General features: G+C 56.0%; 16 protein-coding genes and 1 riboswitch. Of the genes, 8 read left to right on the top strand and 8 right to left on the bottom strand.

Annotated elements, in window-relative coordinates:
- The first annotated feature begins 36 nt into the window (after positions 1-36).
- The 8 genes from fepB (at position 37) to ACS18Q_RS09190 (ending at position 10,492) form a co-directional block, all read left to right on the top strand.
- Positions 37-975: a Fe2+-enterobactin ABC transporter substrate-binding protein gene (fepB, locus tag ACS18Q_RS09225; protein ID WP_441256975.1), complete on the top strand. Its 939-nt coding sequence runs from the start codon at positions 37-39 to the stop codon at positions 973-975.
- Positions 972-2,009: a FecCD family ABC transporter permease gene (locus tag ACS18Q_RS09220; protein ID WP_441256974.1), complete on the top strand. Its 1,038-nt coding sequence runs from the start codon at positions 972-974 to the stop codon at positions 2,007-2,009. Before fepB ends, ACS18Q_RS09220 begins: the two co-directional genes overlap by 4 nt.
- Positions 2,006-3,049 carry a FecCD family ABC transporter permease gene (locus ACS18Q_RS09215; protein ID WP_238809081.1) on the top strand — a complete coding sequence of 348 codons (1,044 nt, stop codon included), beginning with the start codon at positions 2,006-2,008 and terminating at the stop codon, positions 3,047-3,049. Before ACS18Q_RS09220 ends, ACS18Q_RS09215 begins: the two co-directional genes overlap by 4 nt.
- Positions 3,050-3,391: 342 nt before the next feature.
- Positions 3,392-5,464: a TonB-dependent receptor gene (locus tag ACS18Q_RS09210; RefSeq protein ID WP_441256973.1), complete on the top strand. Its 2,073-nt coding sequence runs from the start codon at positions 3,392-3,394 to the stop codon at positions 5,462-5,464.
- Between the two features lie 146 nt (positions 5,465-5,610).
- The gene (locus ACS18Q_RS09205) at positions 5,611-5,958 is read left to right on the top strand and encodes an acyl carrier protein (RefSeq protein WP_238787734.1); all 348 of its coding nucleotides are present in this window, start codon (positions 5,611-5,613) and stop codon (positions 5,956-5,958) included.
- Positions 5,955-8,948, top strand: a complete 2,994-nt coding sequence (locus tag ACS18Q_RS09200; protein WP_441256972.1) for a condensation domain-containing protein — start codon at positions 5,955-5,957, stop codon at positions 8,946-8,948. The genes ACS18Q_RS09205 and ACS18Q_RS09200 overlap by 4 nt, the downstream gene beginning before the upstream one ends.
- Complete coding sequence (locus ACS18Q_RS09195) at positions 8,949-9,770, top strand: ABC transporter ATP-binding protein (protein WP_004725193.1); 822 nt, start codon at positions 8,949-8,951, stop codon at positions 9,768-9,770.
- Positions 9,767-10,492 (top strand): 4'-phosphopantetheinyl transferase family protein, encoded by a 726-nt coding sequence (locus tag ACS18Q_RS09190; protein ID WP_441256971.1) that lies wholly within the window; start codon positions 9,767-9,769, stop codon positions 10,490-10,492. The genes ACS18Q_RS09195 and ACS18Q_RS09190 overlap by 4 nt, the downstream gene beginning before the upstream one ends.
- Positions 10,493-10,596: 104 nt before the next feature.
- Here ACS18Q_RS09190 and ACS18Q_RS09185 read toward each other — a convergent pair whose 3' ends face one another.
- The 8 genes from ACS18Q_RS09185 to ACS18Q_RS09150 all read right to left on the bottom strand — a co-directional run bounded on the left by ACS18Q_RS09185 (position 10,597) and on the right by ACS18Q_RS09150 (position 20,044).
- Positions 10,597-11,601 (bottom strand): LacI family DNA-binding transcriptional regulator, encoded by a 1,005-nt coding sequence (locus ACS18Q_RS09185; protein WP_441256970.1) that lies wholly within the window; start codon positions 11,599-11,601, stop codon positions 10,597-10,599.
- A 106-nt stretch (positions 11,602-11,707) separates the two neighbouring features.
- Positions 11,708-13,144 carry a 6-phospho-beta-glucosidase gene (locus ACS18Q_RS09180; RefSeq protein ID WP_441256969.1) on the bottom strand — a complete coding sequence of 479 codons (1,437 nt, stop codon included), beginning with the start codon at positions 13,142-13,144 and terminating at the stop codon, positions 11,708-11,710.
- A 265-nt stretch (positions 13,145-13,409) separates the two neighbouring features.
- Positions 13,410-14,105, bottom strand: a complete 696-nt coding sequence (locus ACS18Q_RS09175; RefSeq protein WP_055466119.1) for a pirin family protein — start codon at positions 14,103-14,105, stop codon at positions 13,410-13,412.
- A gap of 133 nt (positions 14,106-14,238) precedes the next feature.
- Entirely contained in the window at positions 14,239-14,886 is a 648-nt protein-coding gene (gene thiE / locus ACS18Q_RS09170; protein WP_441256968.1) for a thiamine phosphate synthase, read from the bottom strand.
- A gap of 235 nt (positions 14,887-15,121) precedes the next feature.
- A riboswitch (TPP riboswitch) is annotated at positions 15,122-15,243 on the bottom strand.
- A 101-nt stretch (positions 15,244-15,344) separates the two neighbouring features.
- A complete protein-coding gene (locus ACS18Q_RS09165; RefSeq protein ID WP_441256967.1) occupies positions 15,345-16,727 on the bottom strand; it encodes an ABC transporter ATP-binding protein in 1,383 nt (460 codons plus the stop codon).
- Positions 16,724-17,512 (bottom strand): ABC transporter permease, encoded by a 789-nt coding sequence (locus ACS18Q_RS09160; RefSeq protein ID WP_441256966.1) that lies wholly within the window; start codon positions 17,510-17,512, stop codon positions 16,724-16,726. The genes ACS18Q_RS09165 and ACS18Q_RS09160 overlap by 4 nt, the downstream gene beginning before the upstream one ends.
- Positions 17,509-18,462 (bottom strand): ABC transporter permease, encoded by a 954-nt coding sequence (locus tag ACS18Q_RS09155; RefSeq protein ID WP_441256965.1) that lies wholly within the window; start codon positions 18,460-18,462, stop codon positions 17,509-17,511. Before ACS18Q_RS09155 ends, ACS18Q_RS09160 begins: the two co-directional genes overlap by 4 nt.
- Positions 18,455-20,044 carry an ABC transporter substrate-binding protein gene (locus ACS18Q_RS09150; protein WP_441256964.1) on the bottom strand — a complete coding sequence of 530 codons (1,590 nt, stop codon included), beginning with the start codon at positions 20,042-20,044 and terminating at the stop codon, positions 18,455-18,457. Before ACS18Q_RS09150 ends, ACS18Q_RS09155 begins: the two co-directional genes overlap by 8 nt.
- Positions 20,045-20,088: the final 44 nt, after the last annotated feature.

The raw sequence follows: 20,088 nt of genomic DNA, 5'->3' as shown, positions 1-20,088 counted from the left end.
GCGATATTGTAGCCTATTAATGTAATGAGAATCACAATGATAATAAATATCATTAAAAAATTATTTTTGTTCACGCTCCTCGTCAGTAGTGCCGTACAGGCACAAGGTTGGCCGCGCACGTTCCTCAATGCTGACGGTTCCACCACCACCTTGAACGCGCCCGCGAAACGTATTCTTTCTACCTCCGTGTCCATTACCGGCACGCTATTGGCGGTCGATGCGCCGGTGATTGCCAGTGCCACCACGACCAATGGCGACTACTTTGCGCAGTGGCGCGCGGTCGCTGAGCAGCGCGGGGTTGAGCGCCTTTGGCCTGCGGGGAGTGTGGATCTGGAAATGGCGTATGCGTTTGAACCGGATTTGATCATCGTGTCGCTAGGCGGCGCGGATTCTGCACTTGGTCAGTTGAATGAGCTGCGCCAAATCGCCCCGACGGTGGTGCTCGATTACGGCGGCCAAAACTGGCAGCAACTCGCAGAGAAAATTGGCGAAGTGGTGGGGATTGAGCAGCAAGTGGCGACTAAAATTGCTCAGTTTGATGATTATATCGCGCAAACTCGCGCCGCGCTGACGCTGCCGAAAGGGCAAGCGAACATCATCAGTTACAACGGCCCTGGGGTGACCAACCCCATCGCGACGCCACACGGTTCACACGGCATGCTGCTGAAATCACTCGGCTTTGATATTGAAGGCCCTAATCCCGCTTGGCAAACTGGGCCGAGCCGACTCAACGATTTTGTCCGCGCTCACTACGAACACCTGACTGAATTGACCGCGCCGACCACATTCTTGTTTAACGCCACCGATGCCAAAGTGCCGCAGTTTTTAAACGATCCAGTGCTCGCCAACTTGCCATCAGTAAAAACCGGTCAAGTGTATGGCTTGGGGGCGAATTCGTTTCGCATTGATTATTTCAGCGCGCACGAAATTGTGGACGGCATTCGCGCGCGCTTTGGAGCGCCTGTTGCACCATGACCTCTTGTGCTGCTGATCGAATGAACCTTCGCCGCCGCGACCGAGCCAAAATCTGGGGCATTGTGGGGCTGCTGCTGGCGTTGCTTGGCTGCGCCTGCCTGAGCGTGTTTATCGGCACGCGCTTTGTGGCGCCAGCAGTGACTTGGCAAGCGCTCACCGCCTTTGACCCGACCCAGAGCGAGCATCTACTCGTGCACTATTTACGTGTGCCCCGCACGCTGCTGGCGATGGTGGTGGGCGGCGCGCTGGGTGTGGCGGGGGCGATGATGCAGGCACTGACGCGCAACCCATTAGCGGACCCGGGCATTCTTGGGGTGAACGCGGGTGCGACGGTGGCGATCGTCAGTGCGATTGCGCTATTTGGCATCACCGATGTGTTTGGTTACATGTGGTTTGGTTTGATTGGGGCCACCATTGCTGGTGGCGCAGTGTATTTACTGGCGGGACTGCGCCGTGGCATCAATCCGGTGCGCGTGGTGCTCGCTGGTTCAGCGCTATCGGTGGTGCTACTCGCACTCACGCACATCATCACCGTCAACAGCGACCAAGAGGTGTTTAACCAGTTTCGTCATTGGGCGGTTGGGTCATTGCAAGGTCGTGGGTACGACGTGTTGTGGCCGGTCACTCTGTTGGTGGCGCTCGGATTGGCGCTGTCCATGGCGCTGCGCCAAGCGCTGAATACCGTTTCATTGGGGCAAGATTTGGGGGAAGCGCTGGGTGCCAATCCGCAGCGAGTGTGGCTTCTGGCTTCCAGTGTGATCGTGGTGCTTTCAGGCGCGGCGACGTCGGCCGCTGGGCCGCTCAGTTTCGTGGGCTTAACGGCGCCGCATTTGGCGCGTTTTTGGGTTGGCCCGGATCACCGTTGGTTGCTGCCATATTCAATGCTGATCGCAGCGTTACTCACCGTGGTAGCGGATATACTTGGCCGTGTGATCGGTTATCCGGATGAAATCAGTGTGGGCATTATGGTGGCGCTGATTGGTGGGCCATTCTTTGTGGTGTTGGTTCGAAAATGGAAGATCGCGCAGTTATGAATCGTTGTTCTCAACCGGTGTATCAAGTCTGGCGTCGTGGTGGCTGGTCGCTGCGTTATTCGGCGGTGTCGATGGGATGGTTATTGCTGCTGACGGTGCTGGTGATAGGCCTTGCTGCCTACGCACTCACGATTGGTCGCTACACCATCTCGATGCCGGACTTATGGCAAGTACTCAGCGGGCAGGGCAGTGCGGTGCAGGAGCGGATCGTTTGGAATATTCGTCTGCCGCGCATTGTCACCGCGGTGTTTGTGGGGGCGGCGCTTGGCGTTTCAGGCGGCATTTTTCAATCGGTATCGCGCAATGCGCTGGGGTCGCCAGATGTGATTGGTTTTACCACTGGCGCGGCGACTGGCGCGATTGCGCAGATTGTGCTGTTTGAGCAAGGGCCGGTGCAGGTGGCATTGGCGGCGATCCTCGGTGGGATTGTCACCGCGGTGATGGTGTATTTGCTGTCGCGCAAAGCTGGCGTGGTCGGCGGTTATCGTTTGATCCTGACCGGGATCGGCATTGGCGCGGTGCTCAGTGCGCTCAATGGGTTGATGTTGGTTAAAGGCAACATCGACAACGCCGTGACCGCCAATCTCTGGCTGGCGGGATCGCTGCACGCGCGTACGTGGTCGCACGCCATTCCGGTTATGGTCGGCGTCATCGTGTTGGTGCCGTTGATCATGCTGCTGGCAAGGCAGCTTTCCCTGATGGAAATGGGCGACGATCTGGCGACGCAGTTGGGCATTCGTGTTGAGCGCGTGCGCTTGGTGATGTTGTTGGCGGCGGTGATTTTGGCGGCGATTGCGACGGGGTCGGCAGGGCCGATTGCATTTATCGCCTTGGCCGCGCCGCAGTTGATCAGCCGCTTGTTACGTACTTCACAATTGCCGGTGTATGGCTCGGCGGTGATGGGCGCGCTGCTGATGGTGGTGGCGGATCTCATCACGCAACTGCAACCGCTCAATCTGACACTGCCGATTGGTCGCATGACCGGCATTGTCGGGGGGTTGTATCTGATCTGGCTGCTCACACGTTCGCCCAAATTGTAGCGGTCGCTCTGCGATCCGCATGGCTTCGAGGCGTGGCTATCGGGGGAGTGTGTTACGGCATAACAGTCTTAAGTTATTGATAATTGAGTTATTTAAAAGTTTCCATACTGATACATTGATGCGAGTAACAAAATAATGAAAATTATTATCAAATGTAAATGAGAATTCTTTACATTTGTATTTGTCGGTTCTACAGTAGGCCCCCTGTTTGATTTGGAATGTAGTCAAACAGACCAATCCACGTTGTGGGTTTGCAGGCGTTTTCTCCTCGCAGTGGGCTTAAATGGGATCTGTAACCGCGACGTGAGTGTGTGACGTTTATGCTGACGAAAGGAGAAAGAAATGACAGCATCACACCTTGTCCAACAAAACAAACCGACCACAACTCTCAATACAAAGGTTTGCATTTTGTCGGGCATGATCATGAGCCTTTGCCACGCCCCTTTGGCGCTGGCTGACAACACCGAATCGACTCAAACTTCTGCGGTATCGACCATCACCGTTTACGGCGAAAAAGTGGCCCGCTCGATGCAGGAAACCAGTGCCAGCGTCGAAGTGTATGATGACAGCAAAATCGACTCGATGCCCAATGCCACCGACGTGACCGACCTGCTGCAAAACACACCAAACATTGTCGATGTGGGTGTCGGCAACGATGTGCCCGCGATTCGCGGTATTGACGGTTCTGGCGCGGCGCGCGGCGCGAACGCTTTCCTCAACGGTACGCGTCCACGTTTGAACGTGTCACTCGATGGCCGCTCGCTGACTTACAATGAACTGGCATTTGGCCCGCAATCGCTGTGGGATTTGCAACAGGTTGAAGTGTATCGCGGTCCGCAAAGTTATATTCAGGGCCGTAACGCCATGGCAGGCGCTGTGGTGCTGCAATCGAAAGATCCAACCTATCAATGGGAAAGTTCAGTACGCGGCTCGTACGGTGAGCAGGGTTACTCTCAAACCGCGGCTGTCGTGTCTGGCCCGATCATCGACAACGAACTGGCGTTCCGCCTTTCGATTGACCGCCAGACCCGTGAAAGCTTCGTTGATATGCCATCGTACGATCCGGTCGGTGACCCGCGTGAAATCGAAACCATCACCGCACGCGGTAAACTGCTGTATGAACCGTCCGCCATTCCTGGACTGTCTACCAAGCTGACTCTGAACCATTTCGACAGCAAAGCGCCGCAAAACGAAGCGTTGATCCCGTCGGCTGAACATCAAAGTGCGCGTTACGATGAGCGTCGCCCGGTGTTTGAAACCAAAAATACCAGCGGTATTTGGGATTTGGAGTATCAAACGGCAGGCAATTTACGCTTTGAAAACCAAATTGCCTACACCGATTTCACCATCAATCGCCGCACAGCCACCACGTTGCCTTACGCCAATATTGACGGTGCAGAATTCCATGTTGAACCCGTGCTGCACTTTGCTACCAACGATGAGCAATGGCGCGGTTTAGCGGGCTTGCGTTACTACCACTCCTCGCAAGACGAGTATGTTTACCTGTTTGGCGGCAGCACGTTTGATGACAAAACCGAAACCGGTTCTGCGTTTGCCGAAGTCACTTACGCGGTCTTGCCAGCGGTTGATTTGACGCTGGCGGGTCGTTTGGAAAGCGAACACCGCACCCGTAAGGGCGGCAGTTCAACGGTGGAAGTCGACTTTGATGAAACCTACAACGTGTTCCTGCCAAAAGCGGATGTGGCGTGGAAACTGAATCGCGACCATACGGTCGGTGTGATGGTTGCCAAAGGTTACAACGCAGGCGGCGCGGGGATGACTTTCGATGCCCCTTACACGGCGTACACCTATGACGAAGAGTATGTCTGGAGTTATGAGATGTACACGCGCCACCGTTTGGCGGATGGCAAAGTCGAGCTGACATCCAACTTCTTCTACAACGATTACGATGATCTGCAATTGCCGTTCTACATCAGTGCGCGTACCACCAAAATCATCAACGCTGAGAAAGCGCAAACATATGGTGCGGAATTCAGCACACGTTGGTTGCCTATCTCAGATCTAGAACTGTCGGCAGCGGTGGGCTTGTTGAAAACCAAGATCAACAAGTTCAGCGGCAGCGAATACGAAGGCAATGAACTGCCTCGTGCGCCGTCTTACAGCATGAACTTTGGTGCGGACTACACCTTCTTCAACGACTTCGTGTTTAGCACCACGGTCAATTACACCGACAATTACTACTCATACTACGACAACGATGAGATGGGTAAGATTGATGCAGATTGGATCACCAATGTTCAGTTGGCGTACAACTTCAGCATGGGCCGCGCAACGCTGTTTGCGACCAACCTGTTTGATTCTACGCAACCGACCATGATCACTGACAACGACGTCTACACCGCGGTGACGCAACAGCCACGTTTGGTGGGTGTGTCTCTGCAACTGGACTTTTGATGTCCCCGGTGCCCGGCAACGGGCACCGCTATTTTCCCTTGAATAATCCTCGATGCCTTGATTCACGACGAATAGGTTTACAACGAATGGGTTCACTACGAATTCGTTTACACCGCCTTGATTCACGACGCCTTGGTTGATGAAGAATGGGTTCATGGCTGATTCGAGGCTTTTCGCTAACCCCCATGGAGTACCCAATGGTCGATGCCAAGCAACTGGTGATCAACGAAGTGACTCAAGCGCTCGCGCTGCCTTCTCACGACTTCAATTTTGACACCAATCTGTACGAAATCGGTCTGCATTCGCTGTTGATTCTGCGCTTGAGCGAGCGCTTCAGCACGGCGTGCGGCCATTATATTGGCTACTTGCCACTGGCATCACAGCCGACGTTGAACGAGTGGATTTCATTGGTTCAACACGCGCAGAACATCTCATCTGATCCGCATGCGCCCGCTCAACCCACGCGCATCTCGCCACAAGGAATTCGTTCATGAATGAACACAACGCTTTTGCCACGCCGCCAGCAGAGGCTGGCACGTCTCATCCTGTCAGCGAATTTGAACAGCAAGTTTGGCTGCATCACGAACAGTGCGGCGACAGCACACATCAAGGACTGAGCGCATTTCGGCTCCGACTGAATGCCAATCACGGTGATGGCCATGATGGCCATGATGGCGATGTGAATCTCGCCGCGCTCTTGGACGCGCTGCATGCGCTGCTGCAATCTATGCCGAACCTCGATGCGCGCTATCAGCTCAATGATGAGTTTGAACTGGTCAAATCCCAGCACGGCTCGTTGCGTCAGCGGGTAAAGCTGGTGCAAGTGGCCTCACGATCTGAAGCTCAGCAAATGCTACTCCATTGGCAAAACGAACGCATGGATCTGGCATCCGAGCCGCCGATGCAATGTCGTCTATTGCTGGGCGATGAACTGATTTTAGCCGTGCGTCACCATCGCATTCTGGCGCGTAGCATCAATTGGCAAACGCTATTGAGCGCGCTGAGCCATTTTTATCAGGGTGACCGTCATCAGGGCGAGATCCACATCGACGAATGGACGGCGCCCCTTCAAGCCGAGTTGCCGTTGGCACATCCGCTCTATTCGCGCGAACAGCCGTTGAACGCCGCCTATCACTGGCTGGCCGCGGGCGCGTGTTCGGCCCGCAGCCGCATCGAGTGGTTGGGAAGCGAGCGCGTTAACACCATCGAGCGCCGCGCTGAGAAAGTCCGCGTGTCGCTGCCGGTGCAGGTGTTGGCGCAACTGACGGCGCATCAGGGCGCGCAGGCGAGTTTGGATCACGGCGTGATGCTGTGCGCCGCGGTCACCGAGTTTGCGCGTTTTATCGCGCGCCTGAGTGGGCAAGCTCAGCAAACGGTGTTTGCGCCCCAGCAGGTGGTGCAGCGTCATCACGAACTCAACGGTAGCGCAGTGCAAAGCGGTTTATTGCGCTTGGCCATCAATGCGGATCATCCGCATCAGGCGGCCTTGTTGGATGAGGTAACCCAGCAATGGCGACGCGCAGATTCGCACGCGAGCAGCCTCTCCAACCCCGATGATTTGGCGATTTTGGTGACCTGGAGTGTCGACCCGGCGGTGCATCTGCGCTTGCATCAAGTGCAGGCGGAGACCGTCCGTTTCGCGCCGCTGCACAGCGATTTTGATCTGATATTGGCGCTAGGGATTAGTTGCGACAACAAGTTGCTGCTGGAATTGACCACCGGCGAGCGCGTGTCGCCATACATCGCGGGTTGGTTGTTGGAACAATTCACCGCCTCGCTCGGCGATGAGCGGATGATGCCGTTCTCTGGGGCGCCATCCATTGAAGCGCCCGTGATATCCGTGGCGGATGACGCCTATCCACCGCGCGGCGAACGTGAACGCATGGCGACGTTGATCGCCGACGCATTTGGCGCCGCACTCAACCACGCTGATTTTTCGATCCATGATGATTTCTTTGATTTTGGTGGCCACTCTCTGATTGCCACGCGTGTGATTGGTCAACTCAAAACTGAACATCAGGTTGAAGTGCACATCAACGATCTGTTCAGTCAACCGACGGCGTGGGGCTTGGCCGAACATGCGATTTCGCACAGCAACGAGCATCCTGTTCCGGTGAAACAGGAAACGCAACCGATGCGCCATCGCGCGCCGCTCTCGTTTGCGCAGGCCTCGTTGTGGAAGGCTTACGCGGCCTTTGGTTACAACGAACTGTTTAACATTCCGTTTGCGCTGCGCTTTTTAGATCCGGTGGATGAAACGCTGTTTGGTTTGGCGTTTGAAGATGTGATGCGCCGCCATTCAGTGCTGCGAACACGCTTTGTCACCGAGGGCGACATCGTTGAGCAACACGTGGTGCCGGAAGCGGAACTCAATCAATATCGCTGGTTCTGGCGCTCGGAAGAGACCGGGCCAGTGGAGCGACAAACTGCGCTGAATCAAGCAGCATCTCATGTCTTTGATCTCAGCCGTGAGCTGCCCGTTAGACTGCGTTTCGTGCGCGATGTAAGCTCGGGGCAGCAATATCTGTCATTCCTGTTCCATCACGTGGTGCTGGATGAGTGGTCGGTGAACGTGCTGATGGATGATTTGCGTGAAGCGTATCAAGCTCGCGCATCAGGCACCTCGCCACAGTGGCGCGCGCAGCCGTTGCCGTTTAGTGAATACGCCGCTCGCCAGCATGAGCAGGGCTTTGATGCGTCGCATTTAGCCTATTGGCTGAAGCAGTTTGAGGGCGTGCCGTTGGATGCGCCGCTGCTGCCCGCATTGCAAAATCAGCCGGATGCTGAACCGTCCGATGCTGGTGGTTGGGTCGAATTTAAACTCGAACCCGGTGTGGCTCAGGGGCTTAATCAGCTTGCTCGTCAGCAGGGCGCGTCACTGTTTAACGTGGTGTACGCCGCGATTTCGCTGGCACTGAAACAACTGGGCGCGCCAAACAAACTGATTGTCGGCACGCCGGCCTCCGGGCGATTGGATGCGGCGTTTTTCGACACCGTGGGCTATTTCACCACGCTGGCAATGCATGTGGTGCATTTTGATCGCGCCGAATCGGTGGCAGAGCTCATCGCGCAGGTGAAAAACACCATCAACGAATCGTTGGATTATTCTGATGTGCCGATTGATTGGGTTGAAGATGCGCTGCTTGGCGAGCGAACTGACAAACATCATCTGTTTGAGGTGATGATTCAACTACATGCCAAAAACAAACTGCATGGTGAGTTGGTGAGCGCGCAGCAGGCGGTGCGTTTTGAGCAGGTCGACCCGGAAAAAAGTGAGTCGGCGCTCGGGCTGCAATTTGAGGTGATGGAAGAGCGCGTGGGCGGTGAAGACCGAGTGCGCGTGTTGATGAGTTATCGCAGCGATCAATATGGCGACGCGCAGGTGAACACCCTGACCGAGGCTACGCAACGTATGTTGGCACGTTTTGCTGAGCCAAATGCCGAACACACCGCTTTGAGCGAACTCATCAAGGAACACAACTGAATGGAGTACAAAGAAACCGACATGAATAGCGACGTTGAAGCGCGCCTGACGGGCCGCAACTTGCGTTTAGGTTATGAAGGGCACACCGTGTTTGATGGCATTGATGTGCGCATTCCCGATGGCAAATTTACCGTCATCGTCGGCCCCAATGGCTGCGGAAAATCGACCTTGCTGCGCACCTTATGCCGCTTGCTCAAACCTAAAGCCGGGCAGGTCTGCCTCGATGGGCACGATATTCATGAGCTGCCGACCAAAGCGCTGGCGCGTCAGTTAGGGCTGTTGCCGCAAAGCGCCACGGCGCCCGATGGCATTCGCGTGGTTGATTTGGTGGCGCGCGGGCGGTATCCGCATCAGGAACTGTTTCGTCAATGGAGCCTCGACGATGAACGCGCGGTGCGCGCGGCCATGCAGGTGACGGGTATTGATGCGCTGGCCGAGCGCCAAGTGGATGAACTTTCGGGTGGTCAGCGTCAGCGGGTGTGGATTGCCATGGTACTTGCGCAGCAAACACCGCTGCTGTTGCTCGATGAGCCAACGACCTATCTCGACATCGCCCATCAAATTGAGCTGTTGGAGCTATTTCGCGATCTCAACCTTACCAGCGGTCACACGCTGATCGCGGTGCTGCACGACCTCAATCAGGCGTGCCGTTATGCCGACCACATGATTGCGATGGCGCATGGCAAGATCATCGCAGAAGGCAATCCGAGCGAACTGATCAGCGCGGATTTGGTGCGTGAGGTGTTTGGTTTGGAAAGCGTGATCATTGAAGATCCGGTCAGCCACACGCCGTTGGTGATTCCACGGGGGCGCGCGTCGTGACTGAGTCTTTTCTCAGCGCGCCAATGCAACTGGCATTGGGCGGATACACCCTCCATGCCCGTCGGTTTGAGGTGGCGCGTTATATCGCGCCGCCGTCGGCATCGCATGAGCGCATGCCGTATGGGTTAACGCTGCCGGCGGATTTACAGCGCGCGGTCGCCAAGCGTCAAGCGGAGTTTCTCGCAGGCCGGGTGGCTGCGTGTGATGCGCTGCAGGCGGCGGGCGTGACGCCGCAGATGCTGGCGGTGGGCGAGCATCGCGCGCCGCGTTGGCCGCAAGGCGTGGTGGGTTCAATTTCACACAATGAACACCTTGCGCTGGCCGTAGTGCAGCGGGTCGAGCGTGGCGCAGAAGCGCTGCTACTTGGCGTGGATGTAGAAAGCCGGATTGACGAGCATTCACAGCTCGCCATTCAAACCACGATTGCGACGGCGCAGGAAGCGGCCATGCTTGCGGGGCTGTCGCTGCCTGCGGCACAGCGTATTACCACGCTGTTTTCGGCCAAAGAGAGCTTGTTCAAAGCGCTGTATCCGCGCGTGGAGCAATACCTTGAGTTTCACGATTCGCGCTTGCTGGCATGGGATGAAGCGAATGGACGATTGACGCTGCAATTGGTGCAGCGCGCGGCAGAACTGGCGGGCAAGACGTGGGTGTTTGAGGTGCATTATCGCTGGGATGAACAGTGCGTCATCACGTTGGCGCAATGCCACGCGTTCGCTTGACGGACACAAAAAAGCGAGCAGGGCGCTCGCTTCGATTCATTCATCTTTTATTTTCTAACGTTCATCATTCGTCATTCATGGTTCATCACGGATGGCTCAAGCAATCACTTCAATGCGCGGGTGGATTCGCGCTGAACCAATTCGCCGCAGTAGGTTTGATGCTGCGGCGCTTTGCTGTGTTTGTTAGCGAGGGCAATTGTCAGCGCGACCGCATCTTGCGTCAAGGTGGTGATGGGTAACGACACGGTCGACAAGCTAGGAATGGCGTACGCCGACGCCGGTTCGTTATCAATCCCAATCACGGACACATCGTGTGGCACCGACAGGCCCGCATCGTGCAGTGCGCGAATGGCACCGATCGCCATGTCGTCATTACAGGCAAAAATAGCGCTAAACGTGTGGCCCTGCGCCAAGAGCTCTTGCGCTGCCTGATACCCGCGCTCGAGTGTATTGTTGCCTTCGGCTACCCATTCAGGGCGTGATTCAAGGTGATGTTGCTTGAGCATGGCTTGATAAACATCAAAACGTAGTCGGCCTGTTTCGCTATGCAGTGGCGAGGTGATACACGCGATGCGCTGGTGGCCCAATTCGACTAAATGCTGCATGGCGATGGTCGCCAACTGGCCTTGATCGAAGCCAAAACTGGGCACGGCGTCGAGGGTGAGTTCACGGTTAATCACCACCAATGGCACCGCTATTGTCCGTTGTAGTTGATCGAGATCCGCTTGTGACAGATGACGGCTGTAGAGCATGATGGCATCGCAGCGTTGGTTGGTCAGCGTGATGACTGCGTCGCGTTCGCCGTCTGCGGTATCTTTGCTGTTGACTACCAACAGTTTTTTGCCCGCTTGCTGCGCGCCTTGTTCAGCGTGATGTAGTACGCTGCCGAAATAGCTGCTTTGGAATTGCGGCAGGATAAGCCCCAGGGCGTGGGAGGTATTGGTGGCCAGTGCTTGGGCCAGCGCATTGGGTTGATAGCCCAAATCGGCCATCGCGTTCATCACGGCTTGGCGGGTGGCCTCTTTGACCTGTCCGCTGCCGTTGATCACACGTGACACTGTCGCTTTTGACACGCCTGCAGCTTTGCAGACATCGTTGATTGTGGCCATCGTTGCTCCTTCATCCCATCATCCGGCGCGAGCGAGTGCTCAGGCCGGATGGCGAGTGTAGCGAACTTCGTCAGCAGATTGAAACAGTTATCTGCTGGGCGGCTCGTTATAGGCTGTCACCATTGGTGGCGATGACGTTCTGATACCAGTAGAAACTTTTCTTCTTCGAACGGCTCATGTCGCCGCTGCCATCATCATGGCGGTTCACATAAATGAACCCGTAACGTTTCTTGTATTCACCGGTGGTGAACGAGACACAGTCGATACAGCCCCAAGGCGTGTAGCCCATCACCTCGACCCCATCTTCGCAGATCGCTTGCTTCACCGCTTGAATGTGCGCGCCTAAGTAGTTGATGCGATAGTCATCGTTGATGGCGCCATCGGACTCCACCTGATCGACCGCGCCAAGGCCATTTTCGACGATGAAGATCGGTTTTTGATAACGCTCGTATAGCTCGGACAACGCAAAGCGCAGGCCATCCGGGTCAATTTGCCAACCCCAGTCCGACGCCGGCAGGTACGGGTTCAAACGGCTACCTTCAAACAGCGAGGTGGTTTCACCGTCTTCATCTTTTTGCGCGGATACGATGTTGGTCATGTAGTAACTGATGGCCAGATAATCGGCGCAGCCGTCCCGCAGTATCTGATCATCGCCGTCTTGCATCTCTACCTGAATGCCTTTGCGTTGCCACTCTTTCAGCAGGTAGCTGGGGTAGTAACCGCGCACTTGCACATCGCTGAACAGGTATTTCTCGCGCATCAACGCTTGCGCCAGCAGCATGTCTTCCGGACGACAGGTCGCCGGGTAGAGCGGCATCATGTGGATCATGCTGCCGATCTTAAAGTCCGGGTTGATCTCATGGCCCAGTTTGACCACTTTGGCGCTGGCCAGAAATTGGTGATGCAGCACTTGGTACATCACTTGTTCTGGGTGTTCGTGGTCGGCGTAGATCATGCCCGAGTTGCAGTAGCCCCAAATCGGCAGTTTCCAGTTTCGCTGGTTGTTGATCTCATTGAAGGTGATCCAGTACTTCACTTTGTGCTGGTAACGCTGCATCACGGTTTGGCTGAACTTGACGAAGAAATCCATCACCTGACGGTTTTGCCAACTGCCGTATTGCTTGACCAAATGGTTGGGCATTTCAAAGTGCGACAGGGTGATCACCGGCTCGATGCCGTATTTCAGCAGTTCATCGAACAGGTCATCGTAGAATTGCAGGCCCGCTTCATTCGGCGTGTCTTCATCGCCGTTCGGGAAGATGCGCGTCCAGGCAATCGAGGTTCGAAAGCACTTAAAGCCCATCTCGGCAAACAGCGCCACATCGCCTTTGTAGTGACCGTAGAAATCCACCGCTTCGTGGTTTGGATAAAATTGGTCCGCTTCCACGGTGTCGGTGATCACGCGTGGTACTTCGTGGGCGCCTTTGGTCAGCACGTCAACGATGCTGACGCCTTTTCCGCCTTTGTTCCAGCCGCCTTCGACCTGATGCGCCGCAACTGCGCCGCCCCACAGAAAATCGCTTGGAAAACCTTGTTGTGACATGTCGTTACCCCTTTGTGTTGCGCCGAAAGGTCAATGCGTGGCGACAGATGAAAGTCTGTCGCTGGCATCATGCGTTCACCCTTCACGGTGCGTCAATCTGATTCAAAACTCGTCAATTTAAACGCATTCTAGATCAGGAAATGTAAAAATGGAACCGGTTTCTGTAACCGGTTCCATTTTGAGGTAGAGACATAAAAACGCCGCGAACTCAAAGTCCGCGGCGTATGGGGTGACGTTGCTCACGCGTTGCGTGGCTGGTGCGCGTTTAGGGCAAATCGAACACCAAGGCTTTCACTGGCAAGTCACTGTCGTTGCGCAGTTCAAGTTGACTCTCTTTGGCGATTTTCGCGCCATCGCCCGGATTCAGCGTCACGTCGTTGATGGCCAGTGTGCTGTCGATTTGGTGCACGTAAACGCGGCGACCTTGTGGCACATCGTAAGTCAGTGCGCTATGAGGCGCCAAAATCAGTTGCAATAGGCGCGCATCTTGTTTGATGTGCAGCGTGCCATCTTCACCCGTTGGGGTGGCGATGGTGGTGAGGCCCGGCGCTTGACCAAAGTCTTTTTGCTGGTAACCCGGTTCGCCGCCAAAGCTGTTTGGCTGAATCCAGATTTGCAGAAAGCTTAGTGACTCGCTATCGGAGGCGTTGAACTCGCTGTGGTAAATGCCGCGACCGGCAGACATCAACTGGAACTCACCTGCAGGCAGGGTTTTGATGTTGCCCGCGCTGTCTTTGTGCGCAATGGTGCCGCTGAGCACATAGCTGATGATCTCCATGTCGCGGTGACCGTGGGTTTCAAAACCGGCGCTGGGGGTGACTTTATCGTCGTTGATCACGCGCAGTTCCGAAAATCCCATGTGTTTCGGGTCGTAGTAGCTACCAAATGAAAAGGTGTGTTTGCTATCCAACCAGCCAAAGTTTGCGCGGCCGCGTTGTTCTGCTTTTCTTACTTCGATCATGCTCTGCTCCTTCGACTTGGCGGACCAAATCGTATTTGGTGTTGGGGGAGGGAATGCTTCACTCCCTCAGGCTTGATACTCAGTCTAGTGCTTTCGAGCAGGCGTCAACAGCCGTGCAACTTGTTGTGGTCGTTCAATAATTTCGAACAAGCGAATTCGTGCGATTTTGTTCGATTAGCAAACGCAGCTCGCGAGCGGCTTGTTGTGGGTCAGGCGCATGGCTAATCGCCGATACCAGCGCGATACCGTGCACGCCTGTTTGGGCGACCGCCGCGATATTGCTGGTGTTCAAGCCACCGATCGCCACCATGGGTAAACGGCTGCGCGCCATCGCCCAGTTCAGGCCATCCAGCCCCCAATGTTTAACGGTATTGGTTTTGGTCGGCGTGGCGAAAATCGCACTGAGGCCGAGATAATCGACCGGAAGCGACTGCGCTTGTTCAAATTGTTGCTCGTTCTCAACCGACAACCCAATCAGTTTATCCGGGCCAAGCAGTTGGCGCGCCAGCGTGGCGGGCATGTCGCTTTGCCCCAAGTGCACGCCATCGGCATCCACGGCCAAGGCCACGTCAACGCGATCATTGATGATCAAGGGCACACCGCTGCCGCTTAGCACCGCTTTCACTGCCGCCGCACGTTCGATAAAAGTCCGTACGTCGCCCTGTTTTTCGCGCACTTGCACCAGTGAAACGCCGCCAGCGATGGCTTGTTTAACGACACGGCATAGGGTGTTGAGGTCTTGCTGATCATCAGTGACCAAGTAGAGGGTGTAGGGCATCATGCGGTCGCCTCCGTGGTTTTGAGTGGATCGTTGTACGCATCGTTGTCGCTGGCAGAACCGGCCAGCGTGAGAACCGTTGAGGTGTGACATTGCAGGTTTGAATGAGGCATTGGGGCTCCTAGTCTTCGACGGTCAGGAACCGGTTTAGCGCCACAACACGAGGGAAGGATTCGAGTGCTGGGCGGCTAAAGCCATACGCTGTACGAGGCGCTCACATCATTGGGGCGCATCACATCGCGAAGCGTACATAGTTCCCTACGTCAGTGCGAACTGAATCAGGTTCTACGGGTCTTGCATCGCTGCCGCAAGGGCAGTGGGTGGCAATCTCAGCCCAAGTGGGCTCCCCGACTATCAGCGTCGATGATAGCAGATGTGTGGCGCGCGGAGCTAGGCTCGCGTGATGTTGCCGCTGAACATGCAGGAAGCTGAACGAGCAGGAGTCAGCGGCAACGGGCAGGTTAGAGGCGAATGATCTGATGACAGCTTTTACTCAGCGCCACTTTGTCGTGACTGATCAACACCAGCGCGCAGCCCATTTCCTGCGTCAGCGCCGTCATGAGCTGCAACGTGCTGGCGGCCGTCACGGGGTCGAGGCGCGAAGTGGGTTCATCGGCAATCAAGAGTTTGGGTTTCATCAACAATGCGCGCAAAATTGCAAAGCGTTGCAGCTCGCCCCCGGACACTTGAGTCACTTTGCGCCCGAGCAGTTGCATCGACAATTTGAGCTTGGCCATCAGCGGCTCAATACGAGTTGGGTCGATGGTGTGACGCTGACATAAATCGCTCAGCAGTGTGTGCAGCGTTGCACTTTTCGGCAGCGCACTTGGTGGATCTTGATACAGCTTGAGCACATCGCCTGTCGCAAACGGTGTGGTGTGCCGCAACGTGCCGCCGGTGGCACGTTTGAGGCCGACCAGAATGTCCGCCAATGTGGATTTGCCACACCCGCTGTCTCCGCTGATGCCCAGAATTTCGCCCTGTGCGATGGAAAAATTAAGCTGTTCAAACAGCGTGCGATCGCCGTAATGCATACTCAGATTTTCTACGTGCAGCACCGGCTGACCAACGGTCGGTAGTGATGCGCTTGGCCAGAAACGCGGGTCGGCGGCGATCAGCGCTTTGGCGTAGTCCGATTGCGGCGCGCTCAGCACTTGTTGCGCAGGCCCTCGCTCTTGCACCACGCCTTTTTTCATCACGATGATTTCGCCGCCCAATTGCTGCGCGACTTCAATGTCGTGCGTGATGGTCAGCACCGCACCGCGCTGTTTATGGCTGAGCAACTGCGCGATGATTTGGTCGCGGCGGCTGACGTCCAAGCCTTTGGTTGGCTCATCGGCAATCAGCAATTCGCCACCGGCTTGGGTCGCGCACAAATAGGCCACGCGCTGCGCCATTCCGCCGGATAACTGATGCGGGAATTTCGCCATGTCGTCACCCAGTTCAACGCCCTCAAATGCCGCTTGGGTATGGGTGTGCGCTTGCACGGGATCGCCATTGACCACCTCGTGCACTTCGCGCACCTGTTCGCCCACCGCCATCAACGGGCTTAGCGCGTACCACGGCTCTTGTGGCAAAACGGCCAGCTTTTTTCCCCACAGCTGTTGGCGCGCGTCGTGGCTAAGATCGCGCTGCGCGTCGCCAAATAGCGTCACGTCGCCCTGCATGGTCAGCGTTTCCGGCAAGGTGCCGATAATGGCGTTGGCCATCAGGCTTTTGCCCGAACCGGTTTCGCCCAAAATCGTGACCGCTTCACCGCGACGAAGCTCAAATGACAGCGGTTCAACCAAGGTTTGCTCACCAGCTTGAATCGACAACTGTTCGACGTTCAATAACACACTCATGCCTGCTTTCCTCGCGCCAACAGGTGAAAACTCATCACTAACAAAAACACCACCACAATCGGTTGAACCAGCACCCACGGCGCCTGTTGGTAATAGCGGAACAGCTCGACCATCATCAAACCGAGTTCGGCCGCAGGCGGCTTAAGGCCAACGTACAAAAAGCCAATGGAGGCCAGTGCCAGAATGGCGTTGCCAGCACCAAAGCAGCCGAGGGTAAACAGGTCAGTGCGCAGCTCCGGCCACAGGTGGCGTTTGAATTGATAACAAACGCCAAAACCGTACAAACGCGAGGCTTCGATTTCGGGCGAACGCAACAAGCTCAAGGTGCGGCTGCGCACGACGCGGAAATATTCCACCCATAACATCAACGAGATAGCGAGATAGAGGATCAAAAACGAGCCCGGCACCATGGCGCCAAACAGCAGCACCAGAATCAGCCCCGGCATGGCGAGTAACATATTGACCAACCACGAGAGCGACTTATCCCACCAGCCGCCTTTCCACGCGGCGGTCACGCCGGCTAGCAAACCCAAAGCGGCCGAGGTGACCACACTCACCACCGCCATCAGCAGGGAGGTACTCACGGCGCTTGCTAAGCGGGCGTAGTTGCTGCGGCCATAATGATCGCGCCCCAGCGGCTCCTGCCATGAGGGCGAGGCAAAGGCTTGCGCCAAGGATTGCTGCGCGGGATCGCCGCGGTAAATCAGGGCTTCAAAGAGAGCAAAGACCACCAACGCGGCGAGAATGCTCATGCCGACCCATTGACTGCGCGAGAACTGTTTCATGCCATCACCGCCTTGGTCGCCAAACGCTGACGTGGATCGAGCCAGTACTGCGCGATATCGACCAGCGTGTTGATGGCCACAAACAGCAGCCCCATCAACAGCGCCGCCCCTTGAATCATGGGAATGTCACGACGAAAAATCGCGTGTGACAACGCGTGGCCGATGCCCGGCCAAGAGAACAGCGATTCAATCATCACAATGCCTTCGACTAAACTAACGGCCTGAATGCCGACAAACGCCATCACTGGCAGCGTAATATTGAGCTGCGCGTGACGGGTAAACGCTTGCTGATGGTTCAGCCCTTTTAAGCGCGCGAATTGAAAATAAGGCGAGTTCAGGACCTGATGTGTCGCGTTGCGAATCATTCGACTCGACATCGCAGCCATGCTCAGCGCCAGCGCCAATGCAGGCAGCACCAGATATTCGACGCTGCCAAACCCGGCAACGGGGAACAGGTTGAAATGGAGCGCAAACACCAACACCAACAACAAACCAATCAGAAACACTGGCTGCGCCTTGATGATGATAGACCCAAACAGCGCCGCGTGATCGCTCCACTGATTGGCGCGGCGACCGCAATACAGCCCCACCGGAATGGCGATCAGCAGCGACAGCGCTGTTGCGGCCGCAGCCAGTAGCAAGGAATGCCCCAGCTGGTGCGAGAGCGCAGCGATCACCGGCTCACCGCTGACCAGCGAATTCCCGAGATTAAAATGCAGCAGATCCCATAACCAATTGAAATACAGCTCAAATCCAGAGCGATCCAGCCCCAATTCTGCCTGCACCGCTTGCGCGGCTTCGGCGTTCACGTAGTCATAACCGTAACGCCCGGCGGCGATGCGGTAGGCGATGTCACCCGGAATCAGTCGCATCAACACGAAGGTCAACGTGCCGACCGACCACGCCACAAACAGCGCTTGGTACAAACGAGATAGCAAAATCTTAGTCATGGAAACGCATCTCCGACACGCGGTAATTGATTTCAAACGGGTCGAATGAGAACCCGTCGAGGTGGCGATTGACCGCGACGATCTGGCGGTAATAGGTCACCGGGATCAGCGGCATTTCGTCGGCCAGTACCGTGGCGGCTTGCTGTGCTAACTGGCGATACTGCGCCGGGTCGGCTTCGCCGGAGAGTTGTTCGAGCAACGCGCTAAAGGTGTTGGAGGACCAGTGCATCGGCCCCCAGTCGGCGCCTTTCTCGGTTGCAAAATCGTTCATCAGGAGCGGCAGGGGATCGGCCAACGTGCCGAAGTTGCGGGCGATGAGCGCCATCTCCAAGCTGTTGTCGTGGTGCTTGGCTGGAATGGCACTGGAGTTATCAATCGAGATCTGCACATCGATGCCCAGTTCGCGCCATTGGGCTTGCAGCGCGGTGGCGATGAGCGGCAGCTCTGGGCGGTCTGCGTAAGTCACCAACTGCACGCGAAATACCTGGCCGTCGCGTTGCAACAGCCCTTGCGCATTGGCATGCCACCCTTGTGCGCTCAGCAACGCTTTGGCTTGTTGCAGCTTGTCTGCATGCTGATTGCCCACGAGTTGATCGTCCGCGAGCAGATTGTTGACGTGAGCGGTATCGGGTTGATGATCATGCTGCGCGATGTGCCACGCGCCCAGCGCGGGCGAAAACAGTTGGTATGCTTCAGAGCCTGGCAGGCGCAGCACCGATTGCGCGATGCCTTCGCGATCCAGAGCCAAACTCAGTGCTTGTCGCACGGTTTTGTCATTCAGAAACGGGTGCGCGTTGTTGAGTTTAACCAACACCGTGCGCGGCATCGATTCCACATGCAGGTCGATATTTTTTGCCGCTTGCAGTGTGCTGATGCTGATGGGATCAAGGGTGTAGACCAAATCCGCTTGACCGCTTTGCGCCAACAAGGCGCGGCTTTCTGAGCGATGGCCGGCTAGGTATTCCACCGTATCGATATGGGCGGGCGTGCCCCAATAGGCGTCAAAACGCGTCACTTTGGCCTTGTGCGGCGCTTGTAAGCTCGCAATCTGATACGGGCCAGTGCCTTGCAATTGAATCACTTTGCCGCTGGCGTCCATGGAGCTTGGCGCGATAATCGCGGTGGAGTAGTGCGCCAGCACCGAGGGCAGCGCGCGGTAAGGGCGATCCAGCGTGATAACCACGCGATCGTTCAGCGCGCTGATCGACTGAATCGGCACTTGGCGAATCACGCCCGGTTTGGCGAGCGCGAGATTGAGCGACTGCGCTGCCGCTTGCGCATTGAGCAGTGTGCCATCGTGGAAATGAACGTTCGGACGAAGGGTGAATGTCCAGCTCAGGCCGTCATCACTTTGTTGCCAGCTTTGCGCCAACAGCGGGTAAGGTTCGGCGTCATCGTTGATGCCAACCAGCGATTCCACCACTTGTAGACGGGAGAACACAAACCCGTCTTTCGACAGATCCTGACTGTTGAATTCAAACGGGCCAGAAATAGAGAGCGTGTTGTGCGTCGGGGCAGAAGGTTTCCAAAATAGAGTTGCGCCCACGCCCAACACCAGAGCGAGTATCAATAGCTTTTTCATAATTCCATGCTGAAATGTTATAACATAACAATATTGCAGCATGA

The organism is Vibrio sp. Vf1514, assembly GCF_052076135.1.
Classification (GTDB): domain Bacteria; phylum Pseudomonadota; class Gammaproteobacteria; order Enterobacterales; family Vibrionaceae; genus Vibrio; species Vibrio furnissii.
Note: the sequence above shows the minus strand (reverse complement) of the source record. Positions and strands in the feature narration are given on the sequence as shown.

Bases quoted from the DNA above. Each gene is read 5' to 3' on its own strand.
- ACS18Q_RS09180 (WP_441256969.1), bottom strand. From the start codon at position 13,144: ATGTCACAACAAGGTTTTCCAAGCGATTTTCTGTGGGGCGGCGCAGTT.
- ACS18Q_RS09185 (WP_441256970.1), bottom strand. From the start codon at position 11,601: ATGGCCACAATCAACGATGTCTGCAAAGCTGCAGGCGTGTCAAAAGCG.
- thiE (WP_441256968.1), bottom strand. From the start codon at position 14,886: ATGATGCCCTACACCCTCTACTTGGTCACTGATGATCAGCAAGACCTC.
- ACS18Q_RS09205 (WP_238787734.1), top strand. From the start codon at position 5,611: ATGGGTTCATGGCTGATTCGAGGCTTTTCGCTAACCCCCATGGAGTAC.
- ACS18Q_RS09165 (WP_441256967.1), bottom strand. From the start codon at position 16,727: ATGAGTGTGTTATTGAACGTCGAACAGTTGTCGATTCAAGCTGGTGAG.
- fepB (WP_441256975.1), top strand. From the start codon at position 37: ATGATAATAAATATCATTAAAAAATTATTTTTGTTCACGCTCCTCGTC.
- ACS18Q_RS09150 (WP_441256964.1), bottom strand. From the start codon at position 20,044: ATGAAAAAGCTATTGATACTCGCTCTGGTGTTGGGCGTGGGCGCAACT.
- ACS18Q_RS09175 (WP_055466119.1), bottom strand. From the start codon at position 14,105: ATGATCGAAGTAAGAAAAGCAGAACAACGCGGCCGCGCAAACTTTGGC.
- ACS18Q_RS09200 (WP_441256972.1), top strand. From the start codon at position 5,955: ATGAATGAACACAACGCTTTTGCCACGCCGCCAGCAGAGGCTGGCACG.
- ACS18Q_RS09195 (WP_004725193.1), top strand. From the start codon at position 8,949: ATGGAGTACAAAGAAACCGACATGAATAGCGACGTTGAAGCGCGCCTG.
- ACS18Q_RS09210 (WP_441256973.1), top strand. From the start codon at position 3,392: ATGACAGCATCACACCTTGTCCAACAAAACAAACCGACCACAACTCTC.
- ACS18Q_RS09155 (WP_441256965.1), bottom strand. From the start codon at position 18,462: ATGACTAAGATTTTGCTATCTCGTTTGTACCAAGCGCTGTTTGTGGCG.
- ACS18Q_RS09215 (WP_238809081.1), top strand. From the start codon at position 2,006: ATGAATCGTTGTTCTCAACCGGTGTATCAAGTCTGGCGTCGTGGTGGC.
- ACS18Q_RS09160 (WP_441256966.1), bottom strand. From the start codon at position 17,512: ATGAAACAGTTCTCGCGCAGTCAATGGGTCGGCATGAGCATTCTCGCC.
- ACS18Q_RS09220 (WP_441256974.1), top strand. From the start codon at position 972: ATGACCTCTTGTGCTGCTGATCGAATGAACCTTCGCCGCCGCGACCGA.